A 15,813-nucleotide genomic window follows, 5' to 3' on the forward strand; every position below is an offset into this window, starting at 1 on the left:
TGGCGGCTTCTTCAACCTCCTCCGATGGTGCTTCATCACACAATGATTCTAAACTTCAGGTGTAACTGGCTCCTGTAGGTGACTGATGATGGTGGCAGCAACTACGAGCGCTGCGGCACCGAAGACTCCACCGGCGACCGCGACGGCTGTGTGGAAGCCTGTGAGGAACGCTCCACTGGCGACCATTCCGCCGAGGACTGCGACGCCGACGACGCTGCCGGTCTGGCGGGCGGCATTGATGACTCCTCCTGCGATGCCGACATGTTCCGGCGGGGCCGAGGCCACTGCGGCCGAGGTCGCGGCCGGCATCGCGAAGGCCATCCCGAATCCAGCCGTGAAGGTCAACACCGCGACCACCACGTAAGGGGTTTCTGCGGTGAGCAGCACGAGGCTGCTGAAGCCGATCGTGCCGACTACCAGGCCGGTGAGCATGGTGGGGAACGCGCCCCACCGGGCGACGGCACGGCCGCCCAGCGGTGACGCGACCACGGCGCTGCACGCCTGTGGTGCCAGCGCGAGGCCTGCCAGCCACGGCTCGTATCCCAGGTACTGCTGGAAGAAGAGGGAGAGCACGAAGAGTTGTCCGAAGAAGCTGATGTTGAGCGCGAGCCCTACCATTGCGGCCACGGAGAACCGGGCACGAGTGAACAAGGCCATCGGCAGCATCGGGTCCGGGTGTCGTCGCTCTGCGATGATGAACAGGGCGAGGAAGACGCCCCCGGCGATCAGCACGGCTACCTGCCAGGGTGACCATCCGTGTTCGCCTGCGGTGATGACTGCATAGGTTACTGCCACCAGCGTGAGCACGGAGAGCACCTGTCCGGGTAGGTCCACCCGTCTCGCGCGACTGCCCGTGAGCGTGGGAATTGCCCACAAGGTGAGCAGACAGCCGATAGCGACGATGGGGAGGTTGACCCAGAACACCGCCCGCCACCCGATCGTCGACACCAGCGCTCCGCCCAGGACCGGTCCGATCGCGGCGGCAACACCTCCTGCGCCGCCCCACAGCCCGATGGCGCGTGCTCGTTCCTTCGGATCGTCGTACACAGCCGACAGCAATGCCAGAGAGCCCGGCACGATCGCTGCCGCGCCCACGCCCTGGACTGCGCGACCAGCGACGAGGAACCCGCCTGTGGGAGCGAGGGCGCACACGGCCGAGAGCACAGCAAAGACCACCAGGCCAGCGAGGTAGACCCTGCGGGCCCCGAGACGGTCGCATGCGGCCCCAGCTGTGAGAAGGAGCGCGGCGAACACGAGGGTGTAAGCGTCGACGACCCACTGCAGTGAGCCCACCGTCGTGTCGAGGTCAGTGCCGATCTCGGCGAGGGCGACATTGACGATGGTCGTATCGAGCATGACGATGAAGAAACCGAGGAGGGTCGCGACCAGTGCCGTGCGCCGATGCGCGGTCATACGCGAGACTCCAGCGAAGCCTCGGCGGGCGGGTGGCCGAAGTAGGTGCGCTTGCTCAGGTCTTGATCCCAGGTCCGGTAGGACCGGTCCAGCAGTGTCGGCAGCACCAGATCGAACAGGCGCCAGGACGCGGCGAAGTGCATGTCCCGGATCTCCCTGGCCGTCTCTCCCCCGGTGAGCGCGAGGAGTTGCTGGGCGACGACTTCGGCCTTGTTGCGGCCGATCGTGTCTCGCCCGGCGCCGTACTGGCGTTGCACGTTAGTCAGGTCGAAGTGGTCGGGATCGGCCAGTTTCAGGTTGAGTGCGCCCATGCGCACCAGGCGGGCGGCTGCGGCACCGCCGATGCCCCCGGTGCCGACGATGCCGATCACGGCATCGCGCAACCGTGCTTGGCGTTCACGCTGTTCCTCGGTGGTGTCGCCGAGCCAACCCAGGTTGCGGTCAACGCGTTCCCAGTAGAAGTCCTCATCGTAGTGCCCGCGTAGCCGTTGGCGGTCCCCGTTCATCGCGATCGCTCCCTTCGTCTCCTGATGCAATGAATCTGGTGAGTTCAGGCTACGTCTGCGATTGTTCGGTCGTCACCGAACAGTTCCGGGTGCATACTGGAGGCATGGTTGCGCGCGTGTTTCCTGAAGCGGTCCCGGATATCTCGATAGTCGCGTCGGCTCTGGCTGACTCGTCGCGGGCGGCCATGTGTGCTGCGCTCATGGACGGGCGGGCCTGGACGGTTGGTGAACTGGGCAGGTACGCGGGCCTGGCCCGGTCGACGGCGAGCGAGCATGTTGACGTGCTCGTCACCCACGGTCTCGTCCACGACATTCGGCAGGGCCGGCACCGCTACATTCGCCTGGCCGGGGAAGAGATCGCACGAGTGGTCGAGAGCCTTGGCGTGGTCGCCCGCTCGCCCCTGCCCACTCCTCACAGCCTCAGCGCGTCACGGGCGAATGCGAACCTACGTGAAGGCCGCACCTGTTATCAGCACCTCGCCGGTAAGCTCGGGGTGCGCCTGGCTGAACAACTAGAAGAGCACGAGTTCATCGACTCGCACTGTCAGGTCACTAATCAAGGTCATCGCTTGTTCATACAGTGGGGTGTGCCCCCGAAGATGCTCGACACGGGCAGGTCGTGCATGGATTCCACCGAACGCCGCTTCCACCTCGCCGGCCCTCTCGGCACGGGAATCTGCAAGACTCTGCTGGATAAGGAATGGCTTTCCCGCAGGGGTCGTACCCGGGCCGTGCGTCTCACTCCCGCCGGGCGGGCAGCGCTCAACGACGCGGGGATCTCCCTCAATTGCCCGACAGCCGTCCCTGAGGGCTTCAGTCGTTCTTTGCCACCGACGTGACCTTTCGGACGATCGAAAGCCGGTCGGAACAGGATGAGAGGTGCTGTTGCAAAGTTGGGGCAGTAGGAAGAGCGACGTGAAATAATCACAGCCATGGGTATCTTCTCCGGTCGTCATTTCCCCCGTGACATCATTCTGTGGGCAGTAGGTGGTACTGCCGCTACGGGGTGAGCTACCGCGCTCTGGAGGAAATGATGACTTCAGCGGGGCGTGCCGGTCGATCACACCACGATCTACCGCTGTGTCCAGAAATACGTCCCTGAGCTGGACAAGCAAATACGGTGGTACCGGCAGGTACCTGACTGGCAGGCCAGTTCCTCGCGGGTGGATGAGACCTATATCCGGGTCGGCGGCAGGTCGTGCTACCTCTATCGGGCGATCACCGCCGGTGGCCAGACCCTAGACTATTACCTCTCTCCGAAGCAGAACGTGGCCGCAGCGAAGCGTTTCCTAGCCAAGGCCGTCAGATCCAATGCGTCAGCCGGGTATCCCAGAGTGATCAACGGCGGTAAAGCACCCCCTAGCCAGGGCAATCGCCGAGTTGAAGTCAGAGGGAATCTGCCCGGCAACAGTGCAACACCGGCAGGTGAAATACCTCAACAACATCCTGGAAGGCGACCATGGTCGACTGAAGCGGATCCTTGGGCCGAAAGACGCGTGGGCCTGACCCCCGGAAAGTGGACACGTCGGGGGTTAGGCCCCTCGACTACGGGAACTATCGTAGACGACGATAAAACTTACACTGCGACTGTTAACACTAAACCGTTTAGAGAAGCATGCAAGGTTTAATAGGTAGAATCTTAAACAACAGTAACCAGGCTAGAATCTTTGTACTCTTTGCGCGTACGGACGCTACGTATGACGAGGAATTCGTCGGAATAGCTTTAACTAGGGAGCAGGAGCGTGCCATGGGCGAGCATGTTGATTCTTCAGATATAACCTGTTGGACTGAAGAAGTTCCCCTTCAAGGCTGGAAGGGGGAACTAAACAAGTGTCGTTTCCCGAGACTTGTTTATCTCGTTTTTAGGGAAGGGTATGCGCAACATTCCTCCGTGCGCTACCAGGAAATAGGCCCAGATATATTGGCCGCATTTACCACACGTGAAGCAGCTCAAGCTGATGTTGTTTCTCGGCAGAAAAAGGAGCCTGCATTCTTGCCGAGTGAGTTTCATATATGGGAAGTCGAGTTCGGGGCTTTGACCGAAAACTTCCGTGGCCAAGGTCCGGAAATCCCCATGTACTGAGCAGTTCGTCTCGGCGGCTTTAGACTCTGTTGCAGGGAAGAACGTAAGCATCTATACCGCTGCGAAATGGTGGAATGGACTTTGATAGAGGTTAATATAGAGCGCGCTTAGTGGGCCCTTGGAGTCGCGTATCTAAGGTGCGTAGCAAAGTACCAGAACGCAAAGCTTAAAAATTTATCTTAGGCTGTATACTGGTGAGACTTCAACAGTTGTGACTCTCTTGAATCAAGGCAGCGGTTTTATGCGTTGATTGGTATTAAGGTAAGGACTGACGAAGGAGAATGGCTCAATGAATTCCTATATCAGAATTGGGTTATCCGCAGTTTTAGGGATATGTCTTGTCGCCCTCTTAGCTCAATTTGAAGTGATTAGCTGGGGAAGCGGGGGGACGGCTGGAATATCAGCCATAGCAGTAGCAACACTTATAAATTTGCTCCGATACAGGAAGAAGCCTAAGCCCCGCCGATATCCGCGCTAGATACGATCCGTAGAAATACTGTCGGATGCGAAAAGTATCGCGTATACATTCCCTCCGCGCTCCGTCGCGTCTACGCGTTCTTCAGCGCCCGATACACCGTAGGGCGAGTGACCCCAAACTCCCGCGCCAGCGCTGCCTTCGACTCCCCTGCTAGTGCGCGCTGCTTAATTTCTGTTACTTGGTCTGGGCTAAGGGCGGGTTTGCGGCCTTTGTACTTGCCGGCCTTTTTCGCCAACGCAATACCCTCCGCCTGGCGCTCGCGGATAATGGCCCGCTCAAACTCCGCAAACGAACCCAAAATACCCAGCATAAGATCCGCACGCGGATCCGCGGTGTCTTTTGTAAAAGTGAGATGCTCGTGCAGGAAGGTAACGGTTACGCCCTTGTCGACGAGTTCGTCGACAATACCGCGCAGATCGGTTAGCGAGCGGGCGAGGCGATCAATCGACGAGACGACGAGTTCGTCACCGTCACGCACATAGGCCATACACTCCCTAAGCCCAGGGCGCTCGGTCTTAGTGCGTCCGGAAATCTTATCCTCAAAGAACCGGTCAATACTTCCAGACACGGACAGTAGTTCTTTCTGGCGCTGATTATTTTGCTCCACCGTTGAAACGCGGATATACCCCACCCGCTGCCCACGCGAACCAGAACCACTAGCCGTCGACACCACAATCACCACTTTCTGTATAGATACGGCCTAGACCCCACTATACAAGTGTAAAATAATGCCCAAATCTATCTTATTTTACATGTACCTTACCGGCATAAACGTACGTAACAATAGGGTGTGCCCTAAATATTTTCCGTTAAAGCATGCTGCTGACGCTTCGTTCGCTAACACCTAAGGATTACTTTTCGCTAGGCAAGGAACGACGTTTCAAGAAAGTCCTCGAGACTCCAATATTCAGGATCAAACCACGCAACGCCTTCGTCGACTTCGAGTGCGACTAAGTGGTCAGGCAGGAGGATGAGGAAATCATTTATCTCGGTGCGGATGCCTTGGCGTTGTAGCTCTTGTGCGACTCGTTCAGTGCTCTCCTGCGCGGTCTCGGCGGGGCGACGATTAAGGTCAACACCATAGAAAGTATCCGTGATTGGCAGCTCCATGTACTTCATTTCAACGGTGACGCATTTACCGTCTTCCACGCAGCACACAATCTTGCGGCCAGGATCACCGGGTTCTAGTGTTTCGATATCGACCCAGCCTTCAAATTGTTCTTCATACGTATCAGCAGTCAGGTCAGAGTCGTAGCATGCTTTAGTAGCCTGGTTCACCGTCATTCCAGGTTTTACAGGCAAGGGGCAGGGACCTTCAATATTCATTTTCTCGATGCACTTCCTTCTTCGTCAGTTGTTTAATACGTCAAGGCCTTCGGTTAGGCTGTCGCGTAAGTCAGACTTCACACTCGTGTGATTGATATTGGCTAGCTACCCCCAGTAAATAGCTACAACTTTGCCGAATTGGTACGACAAAGCAATTGTTCCATTGTCGTGGGGAATGGTTATGCCGTCACGGTCGTGTTCAAATTCGATCCCCACATCTTTTAGGGCTTTTACAAACTTTCGGCTCGACAATGACAGTGGGATATCAAGGAAGCTATCTGACTCCCGCGCGTCCAAGATTTCTATTGAGGTAATCAATCCGTCGTTTTCAAAGCCCTTAATGTCGTAGTCGATTCCCCCGATCTCACATTTGCCAAAAATTTGGCCCGTGCTGCCTATCCCGAGATAAGAAATATCTAGGTATCGGTAATCAGACAGAAGATTTTCGTAATATGAAACAGGTACAGACAGCTGCAACGGTTCAGGAACATCAAAAGTAAACTTCATTTTCTACAACTCCTTGACGCAAGATGTTTATCTTCTCGACCCTGCCTTTTAGAAGATTCAACTTAGACGAGGGCTCTATTCTTTGCAGTCTAGGCCACAAGTGTGGCGTAGTTTGGCTTCATCGCTAGATTGTCTGCCGCTCGACTGTTTCCGATACAGAGGTCAAGTCCCGTGTAGTGGTGTAGCCGTTTGTGCCTTCGGCTCGGTAAGAAGTTCGGGGCTTGTTACAGCGATGCTTCCGCGTGTTTGGAGTCTGGAGCGCCGTTTTGAGATGCCTCAGGTTGTGTTTCGTCTGACTACTATTCTGCAATAGGCGTTGACGACCAGGAACGGAGAGGGCCGTCGTGGAGCCCCTGGAAAAATTGGTATTTTTCTAGCGGGATACGCGCAGGGGGATCGAAGTCGGGAGCTGCTGTTAACTCATTAGTGTGTGGGTCGACAACGCATGCTGGTGTTAGACGTGCCAAATAGCCGTCCGTCCCATAGAAAGCGTCATCATATGGTGACACACCTAGTGGTGCGAGGATGGCTTCTATCTGTTTCTCCCCAAACTGAGACCACATAATCTGCGCGTGTTCTTGTGTAAACGTTTCTTGCGGAAACTCAGTGACCTTGGGCAGGGAGTCAAAATCAAAACCGTAATCCTTGAAAGATTCACTTTGATCCTCGAGGTACGACATGGAACGGTGCAGCGTACCATCAGCTTTTAACTGTTTATGGCTGCTAAAAGATCTGTAGAAGCAGCAATCAAATCGGCCTAAAGGGTCATCGGGTAATTCGGAGGGAAGCGCGCACATCATAAACTCTATTTCTCCATAGCTTGCGCGATGGAAAAAGGCTACATCGTCGGTATCTACCCACGGCGTATGCATAATTTCGATGAAGTAAGGAACTTGTGACTCAATTTCTTTCTTGCGCGCCAAAAGGTAGGCAAATTCAGAAATCCACGGCATCTTTGGCTCTTTGGTAAAGCAGCAGGGGCTAAACACTGCAGTCCATTCTGACTCGGTGGGGACGAATACAAACTGTGTAATGTGGTTTTGCGGTTTAAGTAACTCTGCAAGCTGATTCCTGCCAGCAGATACCTTGTTCGTATGAACCATACATTCGATTGTCTGGCTTTGAAGATAAAAATAAGGCTTTGTATACCGACTTTCTATTCCTGATGCCCACTGCTGAAATTCTTCAACCACGGTAGATAGTGGAAACCGAAGAAGCGCCACAGCATGGGATACCGGTGCTATGGAATGGGTGTAGAAATACTTCGTCATTGTCTTTAGTTCCCTTCGTGTTCGCGGTCCCAGGTGTGTTCACGACGTTCAAATAAAGCGCATGGCCCGTACTTTTTAGGCAAAGGGTATCCACTATTGATAAGTGTTGCACGCCCAGTGAGGAACTGTCTGTTGAAGGGATCGAGCCCAAAAAGCTGTGCACACTCGAAGAGATCATCGGTAGTAAACCGCTTGCGTAGTGGACCCTTTTTGGTTTTGAGTCTTTCCAGTCCGGGAAAGGCGAAGTCTTCGCCGTCAGGCCAGTCGGTAAAAGCCTGGAACCGGGTTTCTCCTTCCCCGATTCCTACAATAAAAGTGTCGTATCCTCGGATTTCAGCGGCAGGGGCGCGTTTGCCGATAGCGGCATCCATATCGTAGGTGCCGATGATGAGGCACTTGTTGCCTGAGCGGTAATTCCACCCTTTGACGATTTTGCGTTCATCTGGCTCATCCACGATACGTAGCTCCGTCATACCGGGAACAAAAGGAATAGAACCGTTATACCTAACGGTTGCGAAAAAGTCGTGATTGTTGCTCGAGTCATCGCAGATAAACCACACCCAATCAGGATTCGTGGTTTCCAAAACTGCTGCCCAACGACGAGGAAACTGCGGATCGTGCACCCCAAGACGCAGCGCATGAGGAAGATCATCGACGGTGGTATCAATGTCCACATACTGCTGCGACCAGTAACTATTAGCTGTTTCTAAAGGCGTGTGGAAAACACGTGACCGTGCGGCAGCCTCAACCGCATAATCAAAAGGCAGCTTCAAAAACAACTGATCATAAGAATACGGGGCTAGCAGATAATCAATATCTCGACGCAGGTACACACTCATCTTTAAATCCCTTCCCTGAGCGAAGCGACATAGTTGTCTACTCCGTCTCGATTGGCTTTGATGACTTTCCAAAGTTCAGAGGACTCATCAAGCTTGTCTAGTGTAAGCAGCCAAATAACCGCATCCGGATTCGCATCCAACTGCTGCTGTGCATGGTGCGGCGCTCTAGACGCAGGCGGGCGGTCGAACTCCGTTTTAATTGATACACCATCCTCGTGGACAATATTAAGATCGGGGCGTCCACGGCTTGTTGTCTTTAGCGCCTTTTGCCCCGTTTCTGAATCAAGGAAGTAGTCGGCATCACGTTGGTTAATACGTGCTATTAAGCCGTCTATTGCTTATTACTAAACCCTTGTACCATGAATCTGGGCACGCCAGCGACCATAGATCGTGGTCAGGGGCGTGAACACTTGTGAGCAGATAGCAGGGCGTTTGTATCAGGCAATTCGCCGGCGCATTCGCGTATCAGTATGCGTAACAAAAAGCGCTCACGCGCAAACGAGCACCAGGACGTGGCAATCACACGGGGCAAAGAAGTCGCGCCCCGCGACTTCCGCAGCAGCCCCAAACCTATAACTAGAACTACTCGTAACGGATTAATCGCCGCATCCGGTCTTCAAAAACTCATCGCACTTGTGTGCTTATGTCGAAAGTCTTATTAGCTAGCGATCTACTGCGGATGCTCTTCGCTATAGCGCAGCAAGGTTTCCGCAACAATCTGGGCTCCAAGCAAAGCTTCGTCACGCAACTGTGCTTCGGAGTACTCAAGGTACTTAATGATTCGATGCTCAGCGTGGATAACACTCGCAGTCTGCTGGTCCGCACGGAAGACAACAGGCCAAAACGCACGATTATTAAAGTCGCTAATCCAATTAAGATCCGCCGCTTCGGACTGACGCGCCTGGATCATCCCACCAATACCAATATTCGTGTCCTGATCAACGATGTAGATAGGAACCCCATTGACCTGAGTCAACAACCCACCAGTCGACAACTGCGAGCAGTCAAGCCCCTGAGTAGAAAGCGCCTCCCCAATAGATTCGACGGATGCTTCACGCAACGCTGGCTTCTTCTTCCCAAACAATCCCATGGTCTTACTCCGTTCCTTCAAAAAGTTCTTCAATCTTTCCCAACGCATCGAACCCGACATGCAAGCTGGCGTCGATGAGCGTATCCAGCTGGAATTGGGACACACCTTGGGTGAAGTTGAAGCGATTGCGGAAGACAATCGTCCGGCGTCCCTCGATAAGATTAGGAACCACTTTGCCGAAAGCCAGGTTGTCATTCGTCGCATTAATAGCGTTCATTGCCACCAGCTTCTTGTCCGACGGGATTGTTCCAAAAGACTCAATGCGAACAGTAAAATACTCACCCTCGGGAACGAAGATGGCAACACCTTGCGGAAATTGGGAGCCCCACTTGCCGTTGTCCTCTCCCGCAGAAATCTCCAACGTATCCAGAGACTTGACGAGCATGGGAGTGGAGAAAGTCGTGATGTCTTTATAAGAACTCATTTTGCTCCTACTTAATTAGGTATTGATGAGACGTATGAGGCCTGCTCAGTCTACGACGAATTCAACGAAACTGTCAGGCCACACACATCCGTGTAGCTGGCAGTATTCCCCATTAACAGAAGTTTAGGTTCGGAAATGAAACAGCACATCGATAAACAAATACCGCCAAAACTCCCAAAGCCTATAAGAAACCCTCACTGACCAGTCTCCTTCAAGTGAGAGGTTACCTAACTGCCTAACGGAAGAAGAACCGTATATTGCTTATGGCGTGACCCCCTACTCCGGGATCGCCCCTTACGTCACTCCTGTGGGAGTTTGACTTCCGCCGAGTGTTAATACGGAATGTATCGACAGTAAACAATTTTCGTTATACGATATTTTCATGCCTGTGAACATCACTCAAGATCAACTCGACACGTGGGTTTCCGAAGCAGAAGAAGGCTACGATCCAGAAGCGTTGAAAAAGCGCGGACGCGGACGCCCCGGTCGCGGAGCGGAGCCTGCTCAGGTCGTTGCTGTACGCCTCACTGTCGATGAACTTAGCGCTCTAGATCGCCTAGCTACGAAAAAGAATCTCACCCGATCTGAGCTTGTTCGCCAAGCAATCAGCACGCTCACGGCGGCATGAAAGCAGCCAAATCTGCCACTAAGCACGGTATCGCAGAAGCCGATGGAATCCATGCAGCTTCCTATCCGCTGTGGATAGAGCCTCTTGACGATAACCCTGGCCAGTGGAGGGAACTCCGCCTCGGTTTTGATACCCATGCTCGACTGCTGGAAACCGTCGTTGTTGTTGCCTCCGATGGGGACGAACTATTAATCCATGTGATGAAAGCTCGCCCGCACTACAGCAAGCTCCTCGAATAACGTCCTGATACGTTTAATCCGGCTTTCGCCTGCGTCCCCTAGGGGAGATCCCCGCTGCCTTTAACGCGCGATTAATAGTCTGCCTCAAGACTCCAAACTCTTTCATCTCGCTCTGAATAGTCAGCCACCCACCTATCTCCGCTTCTGCTTGAATAAACACCCGCGATAGTCAGCCGGACACTCCTCGCAGCTTTTGCGCGTTTCTTACTAGCGGTTTCCAGTTTGTCGCGCTGTACCCTAATGTCCAGTAATGGTGTTCCACTTTTAAGAGGTTGCTTATTAAGCACTCAATGTGGGGGCAATAATTTCGGAATGAGAATCCGGATCTTGACCCAATAAAGCGCAGTAAGTTGCGTTTAGTACGGAGTCTTCCGTTTTATTAATAGGGTGTACCCCATTGTTTAGTAATGGTGTCCTCTACTTTGGGCGATTGCTTTCAAATGCTGGGCGCAGGGACAACAATTCTGGAAAAGCTAGTTTTGGATCTCTCCTTGGCGAAGCCGATCGAAGACGCTACCGGCGTAATCCTCGTCGAGGATGAAACCGTTGTCGGTTTCTTTGAGAACTCCTTCTTTGACTCTGCGATCCCACCACATGATTAAGGATGCGAGCGTGTAGCCGAGTTCGTATTTCTGACCAGGAACTATAAATGAGTTCTTCATGAGTTCTGGGAAGGTTAGTATTTGTCCTTCCCGGCCTCCGTCGGCAAATGTTTTAGGATCGTGTTGGGGCTCAATATGCTGAACAATCCAGTACACAACGTCGTAAAAGGTTCGACTTTCAGGGCTATTCTCGGTGATTATTGGATTTAAATCTTTGGTGATGAGCTCTGTGGCCTGCTTTAAAAGCTTTTCGATTCCTGGCGTTGGAGTAGCAAATATCGCCTTTCGGAGAGGTTCAGAAAGTGAGCCATATCGAACACCATTGATCCCGATGTTATCCGGCTCTGCATCTTCAACCGTTTCTTCTTGGTCTGGGTAGGGACTTAGCTTAGACAAGAATGCGTCGACTGATTCTGCAACGGGCATGATGGGTCCATCGGGATCGGTATCCACGTACAATACGGCGCCTTCTGGGAAATCCGGCAAGCCGTAATTAATGACAAAGCATTGATGCATTCCGTCTTCGCTAGCAGCCAAGAGAAGGACTTCTTCGGGAATCTCCCACTCATCCATAAGGAAGGTTGCATAGTCAATCAAATCAACATGAGTGCCATTGCTTGCTGTGCCGTTGCCGAAGATATCTTCAACAACGACCTCCAAGGTGTCCCCATCAGGCAGGGAAATATCTGTAAGGAAGCACTTTTTAAGGTTGAGGATGCCGCCTCCAGTTTCTGAAAGCAGCATCTTGTAATCATCAGGTAGCTTTTTGCCAAGCTTGCTTTCAATTTCAAGGATGCGTTGACTGTCTGCTGGCTGTGCAGTGTACTCAAAAAGGTTGGCGTAGTTTTTCATGATTGTCCTTTACGATTCGAGGGGTGTACCTAATCGGACTTTTATACTATGGTTCGGGGTCTTCCTCCTTAGTGAAAGTCGCACCTAAATCTTGTAAGCGTTGTTTCTGTTGTGGAGTCAACGCCAAGTTATCCTCTGGAAGAATGGTCTCGTGCAAAGTTGCAGTTTCAAGAATTGAAAGGTCTGTAGGAGTTCCCGATAGGTCCGCGTTGCTTAGATCCGCACCACGCAAATCGGCACCCCCTAATTGTGCTAGTTCAAGGATTGCACCTTGTAGATTCGCGTTTTTTAGATTCGCGTCGTCAAACTTCGCTTTTATTAAAACTGCGTTGCTTAAGTCTGCCCCCTCGAGGTTTGCTCCACTAAAGTTTGCACAATTAAGCCAAAGACCACTCAAATTTTGTTCCTTTAGGTCAAAGTCTTTAAAAGGAAGTTCAGGAATGGAAGGGTCTGGTTTATCTGTGGAAGATTTCGTAGTGGGCGTACCAGGGGTAAATATGGTCCCGTCAGCTGTTAGACAATGGGGCGATAGGTTAGCTGACGTCGCAGCTTGAGCCCGATCGCGAACGTATCGCAGATTTTCGAGTCGCTCTGCTGTAGCTGCTTGAGTATTAGCAGCACGAATCGCTGTGTCTGCCTGGATTCTAGAATCAGTAATTTGCACCCATGTTAAAAAGCCTCCCACCACTACGGAGGAAAGCAGGGAGACAAAGATTGATATTCCATTGTCGCGGAGCCATTGCTTATTAGTGATCCCTCTCCAAAAGTCGCGGAGCCATTCGAAGCGAGCAGGCGAAGCAGAACTTGTGCTTTGGGTGACCTCTTTTTCCTGTTCGGTATGCTTCTCTATAGAGGGGTCCCTATCTGGTGCATCTTGTGCTTTCGGAGAAGCGTCTTTTGGCGTGCTTTCTTCGCTAGGTGTATTTTTGCCATAACTCATTCATAAAGAATACGTCTAATGTCGGGGTTTAGCACGCGTTGTCGTTGGTCGAAGGATAAGGGGCAAAGGGGTGGCTGGCATTGTGCATGAAGCCCAAGACACGCACCTGTGTGCCTTGTTTATTGGGGCGCACGGGGATACTGGAGACTACGAGTACGCACTAGACGCCGCCAACAGCGCAGCCAAACACCTGCAAGCAATACTGACAGAATTACCTTCCACTTCCCCACTGGCCCGCGACGCTGGCATACTCGCTAAGCTGGTGCACGCAGCACAACGGAATCTGTCTCAACAACGGCCCGCGGATAACCCCGATAAACTTCTACAGCTGGGGCACCACACGCCTCGAGCACGTCACTGCCGATTGCGCGGGCATACGTCCGCCATGTTTTGGCGACAGAACCGTCAAGCGCCTACAAAACACCAAATATCTCCCGCATAGAGTGGGAGTCCCTTTAAGGTACCCGAACTATGCGAGAGAAATTCGTAATATCGCCGAAAAATCTATCAGCATTCTGCGATCATCGCTGGTTTCAATCTTTCGGACGAGGGTGCCGGGCAGGGTGTCGATCCAGTCGGGAAGGTAGGAGTCGATGAAGTCATTGGTGGCTTCATCTTTACCCATAAGCCACAGGCCCATCATGCGATCAGGTGAGGTTTGCTCGTCTACGACTTCAGCGATCACCTCACGTGCGGCCTTCGGGGTGGTATCACGCGAGATTGCCTTATCGAAGACGTCCCTAGCACTTGGGGCCTGGTCTATGCCTTGGTAGTGGTAGTGGCCTTCCTCGGCCAGCTCACCTAGCTGGTGTTCGGTCACAGCATAGACGTGGTTGGCGATTTTGCCGCGTGTAAGCGCCACATACAGCCCGGCCCTATCGACGTGATGGTCAATGACCGCACGGGTACAGTCCACGGTGCTGCCCTGGGCGCGGTGGACGGTAGCAGCGTAACCCAATTAAAAAATTAACGATATCGGACAGTTAAGATATTCTTTCCAGCGCTCGACATGCGAGGCTGCGAGAGTCGTGTCTAATTTTCCCAAACGCTACGGTTGAGCGGTGTCGCCCCCCGAGGAACGTGGACAGATTGGCTGCCAGCTCTCGCAGCACTGCCTCGTAGAAGCGCTTTACAGACAGCTATTGTAGCCAGGTGATCTTCACGCGGTGCGGGTCGAATTTCTTAGCGCCAGGCTTGCCAGGCAGGATGCGAATTTCCATTAGCAGCCGAGTCAGCCGTCGCTTATCCTCAACAGAGGCACTGCCCCACCACTTGGCAAAGTCCGGCACGTCGGCAAGTTCTACAGCAAGGGGGTCAGCAGCATGACTGGTCGTTAGTTCACGCATTTTTCCATCAATACCTGCAATCTGAGCTTCAATTTTCTTTGACATTCGCACGAATGTTGGCATGCCAATCTCTTCATCGATAGCAGAATTTTCAATCTGCTCACGCTTGGCCAACAACGCGTTTCGCCGTCCTGAAAGTTCTAGGAGTCGTTCGGTAAGGGTGTTGTTCTCTGGCGCCAAGGCCTTACGCAACGCATCCACGGCGTCAGGTTGCTCCATACGTTTAAGAATGACAGCTTCGATAAGATCATCAACCTCAGCACCGATAGAGACATGGGTACCGCCCGGCTCAGAGCGCTTGCAGGTATAGAAACGACGAGGTTTACCATCCTTGTTCCGCCGACTACGCGAATACATCGGCTCTCCGCAGGTGCAGGTCAGGACAGAAGCGAGAAAATAGCGCGGTGCGTTACCGCTATGTGAGATCCGCCGCGACGGGTCGCGCAAGATTGCATCGAGCTTTTCACCTGTAACCTCGTCGATAATCGCAGGCCAGTTGCCTTTACCAATGATTTTGCGATCTTTAACAAGACGTTTCCCCGTATCCGGGTCAGTTGGGTTGAACGTACTCAAGCCGCGCACGCGTGGGTTGAGTAAAATGTCTCGCAGCGTTGGCGCCGACATAGGCCTGCCTGAAGTCGCAGTAAGACTGCGTGCATGAAAGACCTCGCGCACGGTTTCGCGCAGAGTCTTTCCAGCAATGACCATCGCGGCGGCGTCGAGAATAGCCTTGGCCTCTTCGTCGATGATGGTCTCAGCGTCAGCCTCGTAGCCGAACATACGCCGCCCGCCTGTCTTAGGCCGCCCTGTCCGGGCCCGGTCTTCGTAGGCAGCTCGGATACGTGCAGCACGATCAATAGACTCCTGCTCAGCAATCAGACCAAGAATCACGATAGTGAGCCGCGATGCAGGGTCTGAAGGGTCAATGTTGTAGCCACGGTTCGCTTTGACGGTGACGTTGTGCTTCTCGCACAACTCAAAGAGCGCCAGTGTGTCTTTGGTGCGACGGGTCAGCCTGTCGAGTGCGTAGACGTAAACAACGTCAATCTCGCGGTTCTCGATGGCGTGAATAAGCTTGTTGTAATCAGGGCGAGGGTCGCCAGAGAAGGCGGAGATGTTGTTGTCCACGTAGGTGGCGACCACCTTAGCCTCGTCAGCCTCAGCGTGCTTAGTGGCGAGGTGAATTTGCCGTTTCACACCGGCTTCTTCCTGCTTATCCAACGAAATACGTGCGTAAATCGCCGCACGCTGTGATGTAGTCACTCTCAT

17 protein-coding genes and 1 pseudogene are annotated in these 15,813 nt (G+C 53.3%); 5 read left to right on the forward strand and 13 right to left on the reverse strand.

Annotation, left to right across the window (positions count from 1 at the left end):
• Nucleotides 1–48: 48 nt before the first annotated feature.
• Nucleotides 49–1,413 carry an MFS transporter gene (locus RAE04_RS03250; protein ID WP_317026417.1) on the reverse strand — a complete coding sequence of 455 codons (1,365 nt, stop codon included), beginning with the start codon at nt 1,411–1,413 and terminating at the stop codon, nt 49–51.
• Nucleotides 1,410–1,919, reverse strand: a complete 510-nt coding sequence (locus tag RAE04_RS03255; protein ID WP_052471408.1) for a ThiF family adenylyltransferase — start codon at nt 1,917–1,919, stop codon at nt 1,410–1,412. Before RAE04_RS03255 ends, RAE04_RS03250 begins: the two co-directional genes overlap by 4 nt.
• 29 nt (nt 1,920–1,948) lie before the next feature.
• Here RAE04_RS03255 and RAE04_RS03260 point away from each other — a divergent pair, with 29 nt between their 5' ends.
• The 3 genes and pseudogenes from RAE04_RS03260 (at nt 1,949) to RAE04_RS03270 (ending at nt 4,002) form a co-directional block, all read left to right on the forward strand.
• Nucleotides 1,949–2,758 (forward strand): helix-turn-helix transcriptional regulator, encoded by an 810-nt coding sequence (locus tag RAE04_RS03260; RefSeq protein ID WP_317026418.1) that lies wholly within the window; start codon nt 1,949–1,951, stop codon nt 2,756–2,758.
• Nucleotides 2,759–2,851: 93 nt separating this feature from the next.
• A pseudogene (locus RAE04_RS03265) lies at nt 2,852–3,419 on the forward strand (IS6 family transposase); the annotation flags it as partial.
• A gap of 247 nt (nt 3,420–3,666) precedes the next feature.
• The gene (locus tag RAE04_RS03270) at nt 3,667–4,002 is read left to right on the forward strand and encodes a hypothetical protein (RefSeq protein ID WP_317001272.1); all 336 of its coding nucleotides are present in this window, start codon (nt 3,667–3,669) and stop codon (nt 4,000–4,002) included.
• A gap of 548 nt (nt 4,003–4,550) precedes the next feature.
• Here the strand turns inward: RAE04_RS03270 and RAE04_RS03275 are convergent.
• From RAE04_RS03275 to RAE04_RS03305, 7 genes are all read right to left on the reverse strand, one after another.
• Nucleotides 4,551–5,150 carry a recombinase family protein gene (locus RAE04_RS03275; protein ID WP_317026468.1) on the reverse strand — a complete coding sequence of 200 codons (600 nt, stop codon included), beginning with the start codon at nt 5,148–5,150 and terminating at the stop codon, nt 4,551–4,553.
• 191 nt (nt 5,151–5,341) lie between these two features.
• On the reverse strand, nt 5,342–5,806 hold the full coding sequence (locus RAE04_RS03280; protein ID WP_317026419.1) for a hypothetical protein: 465 nt from the start codon (nt 5,804–5,806) through the stop codon (nt 5,342–5,344).
• Between the two features lie 105 nt (nt 5,807–5,911).
• On the reverse strand, nt 5,912–6,313 hold the full coding sequence (locus RAE04_RS03285) for a hypothetical protein (protein WP_317026420.1): 402 nt from the start codon (nt 6,311–6,313) through the stop codon (nt 5,912–5,914).
• A gap of 299 nt (nt 6,314–6,612) precedes the next feature.
• Complete coding sequence (locus RAE04_RS03290; protein ID WP_317026421.1) at nt 6,613–7,584, reverse strand: hypothetical protein; 972 nt, start codon at nt 7,582–7,584, stop codon at nt 6,613–6,615.
• Nucleotides 7,585–7,589: 5 nt separating this feature from the next.
• Nucleotides 7,590–8,423, reverse strand: coding sequence for a hypothetical protein (locus RAE04_RS03295; protein ID WP_284832387.1), 834 nt, complete (start codon nt 8,421–8,423; stop codon nt 7,590–7,592).
• Between the two features lie 670 nt (nt 8,424–9,093).
• Entirely contained in the window at nt 9,094–9,513 is a 420-nt protein-coding gene (locus RAE04_RS03300; protein WP_317026422.1) for a hypothetical protein, read from the reverse strand.
• 4 nt (nt 9,514–9,517) lie between these two features.
• Nucleotides 9,518–9,937: a hypothetical protein gene (locus RAE04_RS03305; RefSeq protein WP_317026423.1), complete on the reverse strand. Its 420-nt coding sequence runs from the start codon at nt 9,935–9,937 to the stop codon at nt 9,518–9,520.
• Between the two features lie 382 nt (nt 9,938–10,319).
• Between RAE04_RS03305 and RAE04_RS03310 the strand changes: the two genes are divergently transcribed.
• Nucleotides 10,320–10,565, forward strand: coding sequence for a ribbon-helix-helix protein, CopG family (locus tag RAE04_RS03310; protein ID WP_317026424.1), 246 nt, complete (start codon nt 10,320–10,322; stop codon nt 10,563–10,565).
• Complete coding sequence (locus RAE04_RS03315) at nt 10,562–10,804, forward strand: hypothetical protein (protein WP_046202909.1); 243 nt, start codon at nt 10,562–10,564, stop codon at nt 10,802–10,804. Before RAE04_RS03310 ends, RAE04_RS03315 begins: the two co-directional genes overlap by 4 nt.
• Before the next feature lie 473 nt (nt 10,805–11,277).
• On the opposite strand, the gene RAE04_RS03320 is transcribed toward RAE04_RS03315, so the two are convergent.
• From RAE04_RS03320 to RAE04_RS03335, 4 genes are all read right to left on the reverse strand, one after another.
• Complete coding sequence (locus RAE04_RS03320) at nt 11,278–12,258, reverse strand: SMI1/KNR4 family protein (RefSeq protein ID WP_317026425.1); 981 nt, start codon at nt 12,256–12,258, stop codon at nt 11,278–11,280.
• A 46-nt stretch (nt 12,259–12,304) separates the two neighbouring features.
• Nucleotides 12,305–13,198: a pentapeptide repeat-containing protein gene (locus RAE04_RS03325; RefSeq protein ID WP_317026426.1), complete on the reverse strand. Its 894-nt coding sequence runs from the start codon at nt 13,196–13,198 to the stop codon at nt 12,305–12,307.
• Between the two features lie 469 nt (nt 13,199–13,667).
• The gene (locus tag RAE04_RS03330; RefSeq protein ID WP_317026427.1) at nt 13,668–14,156 is read right to left on the reverse strand and encodes a helicase C-terminal domain-containing protein; all 489 of its coding nucleotides are present in this window, start codon (nt 14,154–14,156) and stop codon (nt 13,668–13,670) included.
• Nucleotides 14,157–14,337: 181 nt separating this feature from the next.
• Nucleotides 14,338–15,813 carry a recombinase family protein gene (locus RAE04_RS03335; RefSeq protein ID WP_317026428.1) on the reverse strand — a complete coding sequence of 492 codons (1,476 nt, stop codon included), beginning with the start codon at nt 15,811–15,813 and terminating at the stop codon, nt 14,338–14,340.

Origin of the sequence: Corynebacterium sp. CTNIH16 (assembly GCF_032821655.1) — a bacterium.
Lineage (GTDB): Bacteria > Actinomycetota > Actinomycetes > Mycobacteriales > Mycobacteriaceae > Corynebacterium > Corynebacterium marquesiae.